Origin of the sequence: Dolichospermum sp. FACHB-1250, assembly GCF_014696335.1 — a bacterium.
GTDB lineage: Bacteria > Cyanobacteriota > Cyanobacteriia > Cyanobacteriales > Nostocaceae > Dolichospermum > Dolichospermum planctonicum.
Genome location: NZ_JACJPZ010000015.1, coordinates 21,202 through 35,907 on the forward strand (window position 1 = coordinate 21,202; position 14,706 = coordinate 35,907).

Annotated in this window: 13 protein-coding genes; 5 read left to right on the forward strand and 8 right to left on the reverse strand. The window is 40.1% G+C overall.

Annotation, left to right across the window (positions count from 1 at the left end):
* Nucleotides 1–65 precede the first annotated feature (65 nt).
* Nucleotides 66–836 (forward strand): peptidoglycan-binding protein, encoded by a 771-nt coding sequence (locus H6F39_RS07290; RefSeq protein ID WP_190396459.1) that lies wholly within the window; start codon nucleotides 66–68, stop codon nucleotides 834–836.
* Between the two features lie 75 nt (nucleotides 837–911).
* Here H6F39_RS07290 and H6F39_RS07295 read toward each other — a convergent pair whose 3' ends face one another.
* Entirely contained in the window at nucleotides 912–2,138 is a 1,227-nt protein-coding gene (locus H6F39_RS07295) for a ribulose bisphosphate carboxylase small subunit (RefSeq protein WP_190396460.1), read from the reverse strand.
* Between the two features lie 140 nt (nucleotides 2,139–2,278).
* Between H6F39_RS07295 and H6F39_RS07300 the strand changes: the two genes are divergently transcribed.
* The 3 genes from H6F39_RS07300 (at nucleotide 2,279) to H6F39_RS07305 (ending at nucleotide 7,772) form a co-directional block, all read left to right on the forward strand.
* Nucleotides 2,279–2,794 (forward strand): GNAT family N-acetyltransferase, encoded by a 516-nt coding sequence (locus H6F39_RS07300; RefSeq protein ID WP_190396461.1) that lies wholly within the window; start codon nucleotides 2,279–2,281, stop codon nucleotides 2,792–2,794.
* A 352-nt stretch (nucleotides 2,795–3,146) separates the two neighbouring features.
* Complete coding sequence (locus tag H6F39_RS20970) at nucleotides 3,147–3,278, forward strand: hypothetical protein (RefSeq protein WP_255501555.1); 132 nt, start codon at nucleotides 3,147–3,149, stop codon at nucleotides 3,276–3,278.
* A 141-nt stretch (nucleotides 3,279–3,419) separates the two neighbouring features.
* Complete coding sequence (locus tag H6F39_RS07305; RefSeq protein WP_190396462.1) at nucleotides 3,420–7,772, forward strand: S-layer family protein; 4,353 nt, start codon at nucleotides 3,420–3,422, stop codon at nucleotides 7,770–7,772.
* Between the two features lie 130 nt (nucleotides 7,773–7,902).
* On the opposite strand, the gene H6F39_RS07310 is transcribed toward H6F39_RS07305, so the two are convergent.
* From H6F39_RS07310 to H6F39_RS07330, 5 genes are all read right to left on the reverse strand, one after another.
* Nucleotides 7,903–8,304 carry a PIN domain-containing protein gene (locus H6F39_RS07310; RefSeq protein WP_190396463.1) on the reverse strand — a complete coding sequence of 134 codons (402 nt, stop codon included), beginning with the start codon at nucleotides 8,302–8,304 and terminating at the stop codon, nucleotides 7,903–7,905.
* Nucleotides 8,301–8,546, reverse strand: coding sequence for a type II toxin-antitoxin system Phd/YefM family antitoxin (locus H6F39_RS07315; RefSeq protein WP_190372340.1), 246 nt, complete (start codon nucleotides 8,544–8,546; stop codon nucleotides 8,301–8,303). Before H6F39_RS07315 ends, H6F39_RS07310 begins: the two co-directional genes overlap by 4 nt.
* Nucleotides 8,547–8,693: 147 nt before the next feature.
* Entirely contained in the window at nucleotides 8,694–9,023 is a 330-nt protein-coding gene (locus H6F39_RS07320; protein ID WP_028082366.1) for a ribulose bisphosphate carboxylase small subunit, read from the reverse strand.
* Nucleotides 9,024–9,068: 45 nt separating this feature from the next.
* A complete protein-coding gene (locus tag H6F39_RS07325; protein ID WP_137908328.1) occupies nucleotides 9,069–9,476 on the reverse strand; it encodes a chaperonin family protein RbcX in 408 nt (135 codons plus the stop codon).
* 70 nt (nucleotides 9,477–9,546) lie between these two features.
* Nucleotides 9,547–10,977, reverse strand: a complete 1,431-nt coding sequence (locus H6F39_RS07330; RefSeq protein WP_028090545.1) for a form I ribulose bisphosphate carboxylase large subunit — start codon at nucleotides 10,975–10,977, stop codon at nucleotides 9,547–9,549.
* A 937-nt stretch (nucleotides 10,978–11,914) separates the two neighbouring features.
* On the opposite strand from H6F39_RS07330, the gene panB reads away from it, so the two are divergent.
* Complete coding sequence (gene panB, locus H6F39_RS07335; protein ID WP_137908327.1) at nucleotides 11,915–12,688, forward strand: 3-methyl-2-oxobutanoate hydroxymethyltransferase; 774 nt, start codon at nucleotides 11,915–11,917, stop codon at nucleotides 12,686–12,688.
* 33 nt (nucleotides 12,689–12,721) lie between these two features.
* Here panB and H6F39_RS07340 read toward each other — a convergent pair whose 3' ends face one another.
* Together H6F39_RS07340 and H6F39_RS07345 are read right to left on the reverse strand one after the other, a co-directional pair.
* Complete coding sequence (locus H6F39_RS07340; RefSeq protein ID WP_190372341.1) at nucleotides 12,722–13,087, reverse strand: hypothetical protein; 366 nt, start codon at nucleotides 13,085–13,087, stop codon at nucleotides 12,722–12,724.
* 274 nt (nucleotides 13,088–13,361) lie between these two features.
* Nucleotides 13,362–14,324 carry a DUF1517 domain-containing protein gene (locus H6F39_RS07345; RefSeq protein ID WP_137908326.1) on the reverse strand — a complete coding sequence of 321 codons (963 nt, stop codon included), beginning with the start codon at nucleotides 14,322–14,324 and terminating at the stop codon, nucleotides 13,362–13,364.
* Nucleotides 14,325–14,706 lie beyond the last annotated feature (382 nt).

The following is a 14,706-nucleotide window of genomic DNA, read 5'->3' on the forward strand; positions in this document are numbered from 1 at the left end:
CATTTTCAGTTAATCTCTGCTTTCAATTACGAAACTGATCAAACTAAAGTTACCAGGATAGCATTATGGCTAACAAATTAAATCTCGACAGCGGTGAAATCCTCAAACAAGGTGCAAATGGCGCAAAAGTTCAACAACTACAGGAAATCTTAAAAGCACTCAATTTAGATCCGGGGACAATAGATGGTGATTTTGGCAACAATACTGTCAAGGCTGTCAAACAGTTTCAGAGTCAAAATGGGCTTAACGCAGATGGAATAGTCGGAAAAAATACTCAGAATGCTTTAAATAATGCTCTTGACCAATTAACAACAGATCCAGTACCATCCCTAACTCCTCAAACAAACGGTTTTGGTGGTGTCACCGGAAAACTACCACTGCCAGCAATTCCGCTGATCAAAAAATTTGAAGGTTGTTATTTAAAGGCTTATCCAGATCCCCGAACTGGTAATTTACCTATCACCATTGGTTGGGGTTCTACAAAAAAAAGAGATGGTAGTAACTGGAAATTAGGTGAAAGCATCACTCAACAAGAAGCAGATGATTTATTAATGCTTCAATTAGAAAATAATTATCTACCATCTCTGCAAAAAATTCCTGTTTGGAATGAGTTAAATACTAACCAACAGGGTGCTTTATTAAGCTTTGGTTATAACTTGGGTGCTAACTTCTATGGTAGTTCCAGTTTCAAAAGTATGACTAGAGTTTTGAGAGATAAAAAATGGGATGAAATTGAAGAAACTTTTCTAAAATACAGGAATCCTGGTAGCAATGTGGAAGTAGGATTAAGACGGAGAAGACAGGCAGAAGCTGACCTATTTTTAACTCCAGTTTAAGCCTACATTGCTATATTAAATTCAAGCCCTGTAGAGACGTTCCACGGAATGTCTCTACATTCAAAAAAATACCAATTACTTGCTATGAGGACGTTGAATAATTGTTTCTACCACTCGTCGTTTTGCTTGTGGATCAATTCCTACTAAACGCACATATTCACCGCTATATTCAGATAAGCAAGATTCTAAATTAGAAATAGCGTCGGAATGTGCATCAATATTAAAAAAAGAACCGCAACTTTGCCAAGAACCTGTACGGAAACGTCTTTCATCAATGTGTTCAATCCCAATTTTATAACCTTGAGCTAAAATTTGTCGAACTTGTTCTTGAGTTTCTAAACTTAAATGATTGGCTTGATTATTGATAGGTTTACTAACTGGAACTTCGACAACAGGAGCAGCAACTTGATAACCTTTACCTCGATTTAAGCGATTATATTCATCAACTAAATGGGAATTTTCCACCCGTTTTTGTTCACTAACCATGAATTTACCAGACTCAATTAAATGAGAGAGAGTAAAATCTGGCTTTTTAAATGCTGGTGGTCCATCCAAACTATTGACAACTCGCAAAGAGACATTTTCAAAACCGATTTGATGGATAAAATTACGAATTTGCTCATCATAAATCCGGGAACGTAAAGCACTAAAAAAGTCAATAGATTGTTGGGGAAAAGTATCAACTAATTGTGAAATTTCTGCTTGTGAAAGTCCATCTTCGGCAAAAATTCCGCCGACAATTCCTATTCTATCATCTCGGTTAGGTTCCCAATAAAATTTATCCATTCTCCCATCACGAATTAATGGTGCGTAGAGGGTAGAAAAATCATTTCCTGTGACAATAATCGGAACACGACATAAAGGATTGGAGTCATAACTTCCCGGTAATTGTACATCTGTGGGATTATCAGCAATATTCATCAATGTAGCATTTACTAATTGAGTATTTACTGTATATTGAGTTCCTTCATCAAAACGTCCAGCACCCGCATCTAAATCATTAATCATCAGTACGCACATTTTCCCCCGGACTTTGATTAATTCTGCTGTTTCTCGATATCGTAACCGAATTAACCGCGCAGGATCTCCAGCGTCTGGACTTTCTAATTCTCCCCCAGATATTAAAGTTACCCCGATACCCATTTTTTCAAAAACTAACTCGCATTGAAAGGATTTTCCCTCTCCTTTGCGACCATGAATACCTAAAATTAGGGGAACTCGAATACCGGGAAGGTTTAAGAAGTTTTTGGTGATATGTACTGCAAGTTTATCGAGAAAACTAGGAGCAATGTAGTAATTCATAGAATTATCCCTGGTGATGATTTATGTAAATTAGTATATATTATATATTTTTTTGGTAACGATAGTCAATTAAATGGTAAATTAAGTTTGTCAGTTCGGAAATTGTTTTACTTAATTTTCATTAGGTTCTAATTCTCACTATGAATGATCCATCAATTACCATTACTCAGTTATTAGATACAGATTTGGAAACACTCAGAAAAATCAGTCGAGAAATTTGGTTTACTCATTATCCTACAATTATCAGCAATGAACAAATCGAGTATATGCTAGATAAAATCTATGGAACAGGAGTAATTGAAAATGAAATTTATAATCAAGGGATATTTTATGATCAGGTATTACATAATTCCCAATTAGTCGGTTATTTATCTTATGGTGCAGAAATGATGGATAATATCAGTTATTTAAAATTACATAAATGTTATTTATTACCGTCATTACATGGTTTTGGATATGGTCAAAAGATGTTATTTCATATTTACCAAAAAGCGCAAGCAATGAAATTGAAAAAAATAATTCTTAATGTCAATCAAAGGAATGAAAAAGGGATTAAAGCTTATTCTCGATTTGGTTTTAGAATTATTGATAGTCAAGTAATAAATTTTGGGAATGGCTTTGTGTTGGATGATTATATCATGGCTTACGATATTTAAGAAATAGGAAAGACAATGATAAAACGTAAATATTCAGTTTATTGAGTAGGGTGTGTTAGCGACAGCGTAACGCACCTAATTTCTATGTAATAGTTTTTAATTGTGCAGTGATAAGATGATACATATTTATCAGAAATTGTACTAATTATAAATGTAATAATTATAACACTATATTCTTTTATGCCCAGTGTTTGAATTATTTAGTCACAGCAGTTTTCATATTTTTTATTAATTTTTATTAAAAGTTAAACAGAAAATAATCATTATTTAAACAGGACTTGATATAGTGATTTGTACTGACTGGAATCAGTAAAATTCTGTTTGAAATAATTACGATGAAATGTCGTAACTGGTGACTACTACCGCTATAGCCTCTGTTTTCGGTGGAAATATGAATATAGCTCAAGCCCAATCTCTACCGACACACTGCACTGGAGCGGATGCTAGTGAGTTAAGAGCGATCGCCTGTAGGCTGTTTGTTTGATCAAAATCACATTTTGAAGTGATGTGTTACGCTTCCCTTACTCATGCTAGGAAGAAGCTACCACACTCAGAATACTACATAACAGTCGTTTTTTTATATAGGCAAGATTTCTGCGTGCTAACTAAACCAGGAGTAATTAAAATGAGTCAGCAAAATCTAGTTTTCACTAATCCCAATGAAATTACCATTCCTAATGGTGGAGCAGCAACAACCTACCCCTCAAGTATCAACGTCTCCGGGTTAAATGGCACAATTACGAGTTTGAAAGTAACCCTAAGCAATATTAGTCATACTTATCCCGATGACCTTGATGTTCTACTGATAGGTCCTACAGGTGCCAAGGTCTTGTTAATGTCAGACGCAGGTTGGTCTTGGGACTTAAACAATGTCACCTTAACCTTTGACCCCAATGCCACTGATTTTCTGCCGGATCAAGGTCAGATCAGCAGTGGTAGTTATCGAGCCACAGACTATGAAACAGGTGACAGATTTAATAATTCTCCTGCTCCCAGTGGTAACTATGGAATAGATTTTTCCGTATTTAACAACACCATCCCCAATGGTGCATGGAATATATATGTAGTGGACGATACAGGGGTAGATATTGGCAACATCGCGGGCGGATGGTCAATAGCTATTGATACTACGGAGGTAACGACAAAACCAATAGTCACATTAGCTACTTCTACGAAAAAAGTAGCAGAAAATAGTGGAGGGAATATTCTCTACACCTTCACCCGAATAGGCAATATCACCAGTGAGTTAACCGTCAATTACACCGTATCAGGTTCAGCTATATTCAACACAGACTATAGTCAGACTGGTGCCACATCCCATACTGCCACTACCGGAACAGTTTCCTTTGCGGCTGGAGCGGATACAGTTACCCTAACAATTTCTCCTCTTGAGGACAACATTCAAGAAAATGACGAGACTATCATCTTAACCCTGGCAACAGCGACAGATTATATCATTGGCACGACCACAGAATTGACTGGAACGATTACCAACGGGAATGATCAGTTGGAAGCGACGGGCAGTAATCTAGTCAGCAACAAGATATATGACGGTGGCGATGGCACTGACAGACTAGTTGTTGATTATAGCAGCGCTAGTTTTAGATATTTAGGTTACCATGGACTTGGGGTCACTAACATCTATGCCGATAGTTTTGAAGCTTATCGCCCTGTATCCGCCGGGTGGAACCGCGAGATCCTGCTAAACTATAGCAATATAGAAACATTTGAAATTACGGGGACGGCTTACGCAGATTACCTCAGAGGCTACAGTGGAGATGACAAGCTCATCGGAGGTGAAGGAAATGATATTATCGGGGGTGGAGATGGCAATGACACCATCAGAGGTGGTGATGGCAACGACACCCTGAAGGGGGAAGGTGGAAATGACGAAATTGAGGGTGGTGATGGCAATGATACCATTGATGGTGGCACAGGTCGTCATGTTATCCGTGGAGGAACAGGGAATGACACAGTAGTCAGTGCTAAAGCTGGAGACAGCATTGACGGGGGAGAAGGAACAGATACGCTACAAAGCCTAGACCTGAGCAGTTTAGATGTAGATTTAGTTCTGAATTTAAGAGTTACAGAACAGGTAAGTGGGGATAATAATACCCGCATTAACAATTTTGAGAATATTTCCTCAGTGACTTTAGGCAGTGGTTATGACACCACTATTGCCACTGGTAATTTACTGGTCAGCAATGGCAGCATTAACGCTGGGGGTGGCACTGACAAACTGATTGTGGATTATAGCAGTGCAACCTTTAGTGGATTAGGTACAAATGGATTGGGAGTGTCCAATGGATATTGGTCAACTATTGCCTTTCATGATTATAGAGGCTCCTATCTCAACAATAATGGTTGGGCTTGGAGAGCGAATAGCCCACTATTGTCCTTTAGCAATATAGAGACATTTGAGATTACCGGGACAGCTTATGCAGACTACCTCAGAGGCTACAGTGGAGATGACACCCTAATTGGGGGTGAGGGGAATGATGATATCGCGGGTGGAGATGGAAGTGACGAAATTGAGGGTGGTGATGGCAATGATACCATTGATGGTGGCACAGGTCGTCATGTTATCCGTGGAGGAACAGGGGATGACACAGTAGTCAGTGCTAAAGCTGGAGACAGCATTGACGGGGGAGAAGGAACAGATACGCTACAAAGCCTAGACCTGAGCAGTTTAGATGTAGATTTAGTTCTGAATTTAAGAGTTACAGAACAGGTAAGTGGGGATAATAATACCCGCATTAACAATTTTGAGAATATTTCCTCAGTGACTTTAGGCAGTGGTTATGACACCACTATTGCCACTGGTAATTTACTGGTCAGCAATGGCAGGATTAACGCTGGGGGTGGCACTGACAAACTGATTGTGGATTATAGCAGTGCAACCTTTAGTGGATTAGGTACAAATGGATTGGGAGTGTCCAATGGATATTGGTCAACTATTGCCTTTCATGATTATAGAGGCTCCTATCTCAACAATAATGGTTGGGCTTGGAGAGCGAATAGCCCACTATTGTCCTTTAGCAATATAGAGACATTTGAGATTACCGGGACAGCTTATGCAGACTACCTCAGAGGCTACAGTGGAGATGACAAGCTCATCGGGGGTGAGGGGAATGATGATATCGCGGGAGGAGATGGAAGTGATACTATCATACCAGTAAATCCCAATGTCGCCAAACCAGGGTTAGGTACTGTAGATACAGTCACTGGGGGAACAGGAGAGGACACTTTTATTCTGGGGGATGTCACATGGATTGGTTATGATGACTATAATCGTACCACTGCTGGTACAAGTGACTACCTGATCATCAAAGACTTTAATCCCCTGGAAGATATCATTCAGCTTTTGGGTTCCAGTAGTGATTATACGACCACAGTTTCAGGTAATAACATTAACCTCTACATCAATAAACCTGATAGCGAACCTGATGAACTGATTGCTGTTTTAGAAAATACCCAGGGTTTAATCAACTCATTGCAATTTAACCTCACTGGTAGCTATTTCAATTATGTCGCCAGTAATGCTGTCCTAAACATCACTAGCACGTTTACATCTAGCATACAAACGGAGGGCAACTCAGATCAGAAGCCATTTGTGTTTACTGTCACTCGGTCAGGAGACACTAGTGGTACAAGCACAGTAGATTGGTTTATTACCCCGTCTGGTAATAACCCCGTTAACTCCACCGATTTTTTTGGTGGAGCAATGCCACCAGGAGAAAGCCTCACCTTTTTACCAGGAGAAACCAGCAAGGAAATAAGAGTGCGGGTCAGAGGAGACAGCACCATTGAATCCAACGAAACTTTTACGGTTTATTTGTCTACTCCCTCCCGATCTACTATCGGTACTCGCAGTGCCACAGGCATCATTTTAAATGATGATGGTAGTCAACCGACTCTCCCAGTGTTCGGTACTTCTGGTAATGATACTCTCAGTGGTACTATAAATGTTGATTGTCTTATAGGTTTAGCGGGCAACGACACCTATACTGTGAATAATGCGGGTGATGTGGTAGTAGAAAACCCCAGTGAGGGAACTGATTTAGTTAACGCATCTATTTCCTACACCCTGACCGATAACTTTGAAAATCTTACGCTTACGGGAAGTGCTAACCTCAATGGTACAGGCAATAACCTCAACAATAGCCTCACTGGCAACACAGGCAATAATATCCTCACAGGAAATGCTGGTAACGATACTCTTAACGGTGGCGCTGGCATTGATACCTTAATTGGTGGTTTAGGTGATGATATTTATGTCGTAGATAGCACTACTGATACCATTACTGAAAACTCAGGAGAAGGAACAGATATCATTCAATCTTCTGTTACCTTTGATTTAACGGTTTTCCCCAACATCGAAAATCTGACCTTAACAGGAACAGCTGTTATTAATGGTACTGGGAATGCAGGTGACAATTCATTAACAGGTAATAGTGGCAATAATACCCTCACAGGAAATGCTGGTAACGATCTTCTTAACGGTGGTACTGGTAACGATCTTCTTAACGGTGGTGCTGGTGCAGACACCCTCACAGGTGGAATAGGAATCGATACCTTGGTTTTCCAATTTGGACAATCCCCAGTATCAGGAGCAGACCGAATTACCGACTTTGCCATTGGCACTGATAAAATTGACCTGTTGACTTCCCTGGGTGTAGCTATGAATGCTCCCACTGCTTTCACTCGCGCTGCTAATAGTACAGACACTACCTTAACAAATGTGGTCAATAGTGTATTTACTGATGCTGATGGAGCGTTAACTGGTAATCAGGCTTTAGGTGTAAGTAGTGCAGCTTTAGTCAGTGTCACCACTTCTGGTATTGCGGGGACTTATTTAGTGATTAATGATGGTGTGGCTGGCTTCCAATCCAGTAATGACCTATTGGTGAATATCACAGGATCCAGTGGTATATTACCAGCTTTGGGTACTATTGCTGTTAGTAGCTTCTTTATCTAAGTGCCTAAGCTCTCCTTTTGTAATTGGGGAGCTATTTTCACCCAAATACAGCAGTTTCGTAAGATATTATGAGCGATCGCCTCCGGTGGACGGAATGCGATCGCTATCAAAAGTTATCCAGTTATTAAATTCAGGTTTCACTAGATGCCCAGATTAAGGAGACTTCATATTGATTAAATGTTGAATCTGCACTTACAAGCGTCATTTCTTCTACTTGAGCTTGTGCAATCAGCATTCTGTCAAAAGGATCACGATGATGTAAAGGTAGTGCAGCTACCCGCAAAGCATGAGAAGTAGTAATCTCTAAAGATCTAGCTCCTAGTTGGTTCATGCGAGTGGAAATATAATCTTCTATTTGTTCCGGTAGTGGCAACTTACCGATGGAAAGCTTAATTCCTATCTCCCAAACACTAGCAACTGAGAACCATACTTCATTGGTTTCATCCGCAATTTGCTCAATTACCTTCTGATTCAACTTTTCTGGTTGAGAAAACCACCATAACCAGCATTGAGTATCTAATAAAAGCCTCACTCTGCACCGCCTTCAAATGCAACTAAAATCTCTTCGGGTAGAGGAGCATTAAAATCATCTGGAACAATAAATTTTCCTCGATCTTGACCTAAGCTAGAACGACGATCTAACGATGTCCGAAATGGAACTAGTTTAGCAACTGGAACGCCTCGGTTGGAAATAATAATTTCCTCTCCAAGCTCCACACGGGAAAGTAGTCGAGAAAGGTTTGTCTTAGCCTGATGAATATTTACAGTTGCCATGATTTTAATGGACTAGGTTTGTGAACTAAGTCTAGTCTAGCTATGGCGATTCTGCAAGGATATTCTGTACTAAAAACTAAAAAAGAGAGATAGAAAACTCTACCTCTCACCAGGGTATAAATAAGCTTAATTAAACCAAATCAGATTTTAGTATCTGCTGGGTTTGTGAACGATGAAGCTAAGAACTTGACACTGCTTAATGTTGTCAAAACCAACAACACGGATGTAGCAGTTGCTATACTGAGAACGGCAACCTTGAACTTCGCTCAATACTTCTTGAGTAGATTTAGCGCCGAACAAAGGTAACTTCCACATTGTCCAGTAAAGTTCTGTAGGTTCAGAAGTTTCGTTAAATTCAATGGCGGGGATGTAACCTTGGTTCAAAATATATTGAACTTGCTTGGCAATTTGCGCGTCAGACAGAGGGGGAAGGTAAGAAAGGGTTTCGTAACGACGCTCTTTAGGTAAAGTTTGCATAGTTTTTGATCAGTGGGGGAGATTTTTTATTACTTGGTTGACTGACTAATTAGATAAATTATCTAAATCAGAATCAGATATTGTTTGTCTTTCAGTTTCGAGGCTGGGACTTGATAAATTTAATTGCGTAATACGTTCGAGATGCTGGCGACGCTGTTCCATATTGGCCTGCTGAATACCAGTGATCACCATTTCTGGTAAAAACTCTGTCACTTCCGCCGCTATGTGTTCCCTGACAGTCATAATCCGCAAAGCCAAATCTGACTTTTCTAGAAACAGTTCCTCAATATAAGCTTCTCCATCCTGGATTTTGCCGGCGGAAAAGTTTTGCAACCAATGTGCTAAAGGTGGATTTGTTTCGCCTAACTGCGCCAATACAGTCCTTAATGCCTGATAAGTCAGGTAACTTTGGAGAGTTTTGGCTGTTTCTTTCGCAATTTGCTTTAAATCCATGCTTGACCCAGCCCTTGAGATTTTTAGATTTTGGATTGTTTATGAATCCAAAATCCCAAATCTTAAATGATCAGACGGTATCCATTGCTTCAAACTCGAACTTAATTTCTTTCCACAGTTCGCAAGCAACAGCCAACTCAGGAGACCACTTAGCAGCTTCGCGGATAATGTCGTTACCTTCACGAGCCATGTTACGTCCTTCGTTACGAGCTTGGATACAAGCTTCTAGAGCTACGCGGTTAGCTGTAGCACCGGGAGCGTTACCCCATGGGTGTCCAAGAGTACCACCACCGAATTGCAGTACGGAGTCATCACCGAAGATTTCCACCAACGCGGGCATATGCCATACGTGGATACCACCGGAAGCAACGGCCATTACACCAGGTAGAGAAGCCCAGTCTTGGGTAAAGTAAATACCGCGAGACTTGTCTTGCTCAACGTAGTTTTCACGTAATAGGTCAACGAAGCCCATGGTGATACCGCGTTCACCTTCTAATTTACCAACAACTGTACCGGTGTGGATGTGATCACCACCAGACAAGCGGAGGGCTTTAGCTAATACGCGGAAGTGGATACCGTGGTTTTTCTGACGGTCAATTACAGCGTGCATAGCACGGTGAATGTGCAACAGAATACCGTTATCACGACACCAACGAGCCAATGTGGTGTTAGCGGTGAAACCTGCGGTTAGGTAGTCGTGCATGATGATGGGCTGTTTGAGTTCTTTAGCGTACTCAGCCCGTTTCAACATTTCTTCGCAGGTAGGAGCGGTAACGTTCAGGTAGTGACCTTTGATTTCGCCGGTTTCTGCTTGGGCTTTGTTGATAGCTTCAGCTACGAACAAGAAGCGATCGCGCCATCTTTGGAATGGTGCTGAGTTGATGTTTTCGTCGTCTTTGGTGAAGTCCAAACCACCACGTAAACATTCGTATACAGCACGTCCGTAGTTTTTAGCGGAAAGACCTAATTTGGGTTTAATTGTACAACCCAACAGAGGACGACCATATTTGTTCAATTTGTCGCGCTCAACTTGAATACCGTGAGGAGGTCCTTGGAAGGTTTTGATGTAAGCTACTGGAAAACGAATGTCTTCCAAACGTAAAGCCCGCAAAGCTTTAAAACCAAATACGTTACCGACAATAGATGTCAATACGTTGGTGATAGAACCTTCTTCAAACAAGTCCAAAGGATAAGCAACGTAACAGATGTATTGGTTATCTTCACCGGGAACTGGTTCGATATCATAACAACGACCTTTGTAGCGATCTAGGTCGGTGAGCAAGTCTGTCCAAACTGTTGTCCAAGTACCAGTGGAAGACTCAGCAGCTACAGCCGCACCAGCTTCTTCGGGGGGAACTCCAGGTTGGGGAGTCATCCGAAATGCTGCTAGTAAATCTGTATCTTTGGGTGTGTAATCCGGTGTGTAATAAGTTAGTCTGTAATCTTTAACCCCAGCTTGATACCCAGACTTAGCCTGAGTCTTAGTTTGCGCGTAAGACATATTTTTCTTCCAAGAAGTCTTTCTTTATTACTATCAAATCACGTTATGTGCAACTTCTTCTCATTCTTACTCTTTATTCATTCTTAATAAGATCATAAGTTTTGCTTATATTTTGGGGCGATTAGTTTCTATGGTGGCAGTGCGGCTGCACAAATTAAGTTATAGTCACAATTACCATAACTCATTTTTTACCATGGTTCAGACGTACTCTTTTGACGCTGTTGTTTTTCGTCCCAGCAATACAAAATCTTTTCATCTTGAGGAAAGCATATCCCACTCAACCGATTTGATTAAGATTAACTGGCCTTTATTGGTCTTCTGCGGAACTTTACCGGAAAATTACATTCCAGATATTAACCTGGTTTGCTGCAATTCTCTTTTTTCCTGATCTATCCACCTCAAGCGGGTAAAGATTGGTCATGAAGCATTTTCTCTGAAGACCGATTTAGTCATGGGATGAGCAAGGGAGAAAAAACTGCACATCACTGAATTTGTAGCTTACCCCACAATAGATCAAAATTCAATAAGTTATTTCTGAAGTTTTGTTAACTAACTTATTTAATTTTCCTATTATAGAAAGATTTAACATTTTGTTAAATCTACTTTACAAATGTGCATATCTGAGTATTGCTGTGTCTGCAAGGTCTTTAACCCCTGTGGCTGTATTAGCTATTTTACGCATAAGTAGATATATTTTTTTATCGAACCGCAGAGGCACAGAGAACACAGAGGAAGAGAGTTAGCAGATGTCTACATTTTAGAGTATGTTTTAAAATTTGATGACTAGTATAATACGGCTTCGCCACGAATTGAAACTCTTGTAGTGACGTTGCTCATCTAGGGATTCTCGACTCTACAATCTTTATCTCCAGTATATTTTTTGTAAAATGTGAGAAATGGAATATTTAGGTGATAATTAACAATTAAACAATTATTTATGTCAGTTACTACTCAACAATTAACTCAGTGGAAACAACAGGGACGGACGATTGTTGCGTTAACTGCCTGGGATTATGCGATCGCTCAACTTTTAGATATATCTGGTGTAGACTTGATCCTGGTTGGTGATTCTCTTGCGGTAATCTTGGGTTATGAAACTACGTTACCAATTACCTTGGATGAAATGATACATCACGCTAAGTCCGTCCGTCGTGGTGTTAAAAACGCTTTGGTCGTGGTTGATTTACCATTTTTGACTTATCAAGAAAGTATTTCCCAAGCTATGCACTCTGCTGGTAGGGTCTTGAAAGAAACAGGAGCGCAAGCGGTAAAGTTAGAAGGTGGCTATCCCGCTATGGTTTCTACCATTACCAGACTGGTTCAAGCGGGGATTCCCGTTATGGGTCATGTCGGTTTAACACCCCAATCAATTCATCAATTAGGGTTACGACAACAAGGAAAAACCCAGGAAGCAGGAGAGAGAATTTTTAATGAAGCGATCGCTCTCGAAAAGGCCGGTGTTTTTGCTATAGTATTGGAACATATTCCCACCAAACTAGCAATGGAAATCACTCAGAAAATACGTATTCCCACTATCGGTATTGGTGCAGGTTCTAGCTGTGATGGTCAAGTATTAGTCACTTCTGACATTTTGGGACTTTCGGAAAAACAACCACCATTTGCCAAAGTTTATACTAACTTACGAGAAACAATTACCAAAGCTGTACAAGATTACGCTGTGGAAGTGCGAGAAGGAGAGTTTCCTAAATAGTTAATATTCTAGGAAGAATAGCTTTATGAAAGGCTATTGATTCTGAGATTCTTGATTGATTTTGTTTTTTTCTTCTATCAAAGGAAGTTTCATATATTTTTCTGCTGCAATAATCATATATTCAATCAAACGTTTATATTCCGTCTCCCTTTCTATGTCAGTCCTAATTAACTGCTTTTCGCGCTCTAAGGCAATTCGTTCCTGAATAGCTTGTTCCCCTAACCGGATATTTTCTTCTATTGGTACACCTTCTGCTGTTACCATTGGCGCATACCATGTAGCTTCTGAATCAGGAGTACGACGACTAACCAGAATATCTAAAGCCTCCCAGTCATCATGGTTTCTCCGTACATAAGCTCTCAAATCATCTGTTGGCATTTGATCAAAATTAGGTTTCATCAATAAACCTCCAATTTCCTTCAGGAAAGATTAAAATTTCCATTTCATCACCTGCCAGAATGTATACATATCCCTTAATTTCATTAAACCGAATTAAGTGGATGTCTAGAAAGCTGTTAGAGACCATCTGGCAAACCCTGAGACAGGTTAGGGCTTGTACAGCAGTAGGATTAAAAATGGTAGTTTCCTCAATTATGACATCAATAATCTTAAAACTAATGTCGCAATTTTCCATTACCAGTCACTTCTAACTGTTTTCAGCCCTAATCCCCAATTAAACCAATTTCAAATCAGGATATTCCGCAAACAAATCATCTGATGTCAGTGTATCCCCTGGTGCTTGGGGAGTCCACAAAACTTCAATTGCTAACAGTTGTTCACTGGGAAGACTACCAATTTGACGCAAAGCTTGACGCAAATCATCAGCAGTATTAATAGCGGGAATTTGACATTTACCTAAAGTCGCTGCTAACAAGGTGACAATAATATATTCCCCTGGACCTTCGCTAATTAAGCGGGTGGGGTTATCTTCCCCTGATAAAGCTTGTTTGCTCAAAACAGCTTTTAGTTGATTATTCACATTAGAGAGAGTTTCTTCGCTAAACTTACTCCGTTCAGCCAAAGATAAACGATTAAATTGGGATTCGGCGGCATTTAACTTTGCTTGTTGAGTTCCACTACCCGCATATACCCAGTATTCAGGATGACGCAGTAAAGCTAAACTAGCCTCTTGTAAAATTTCGCTTCTTCCTTCTGGAGTATTGGTATCAGCAGTTTCCGCAATGTGATTCAGTTCAGTTTGTAAATCTCTGGCTTGAGCTAATAACCCAACTTGTAAACGAGTCACAGACACGGAAGCGTTACTATTATAACTTACTTCTTCCGTTTCCCCACTGGTAACACGGCGGAAGGTTTGGACTAAAAAATTCGCCATAGCGAACAAGATTAAAATTCCAAACAACCCACCAAAACCGCCTCCAAAACCCCACAAGGGTAAAAGAAAGGGAAAGCCAAAACCACCGCCATAAGGGGCGTAGTAACCGCCACTACTCGGCATATTGGGACGGGGTGCATAAGTACGGCTAGAAGGCATTCTAAAAGAACCACCACCAATTCTACCACCAGAACGGGCTGCTAGGGCATCACTGGTATGACTAAAGGCTAAAGTTAGCACTAGGCTAAGAATAAAGACGGTTTTAAATAGGGGCTTGAGAAATCCTTGTAATTTTTTATTCATAACTCATGGATGACGACAACTGTATTTTTACACTGGCTCTTCTGGGAAAAGCAGCGCAATCTATAGCACTACCTTCAATCTAACGCTTCTGATGTTGGTTAGCCAGGAAATTAGGGGGGATTTCTGACGTTGATAACCGTACCGTGAAATCTCCTCTCTCCCAAAAAACTTTGGAATTAATTAATTATTTCTATTTCCCAGCAATGCCATATTCAATAATCTTAGTGCTAAAAAATTCATTAGTATCACTAATAATTCTAATTTAGTATTTTAGCACTTATTGATTAAGTGTGAATCTTGCTACCGCTCTGCAAAAGTGTTTTAAATGATTGGATTTTTTTCTATTCATAATTTTGCTACTAACTAATTTTTTCCGGATAGA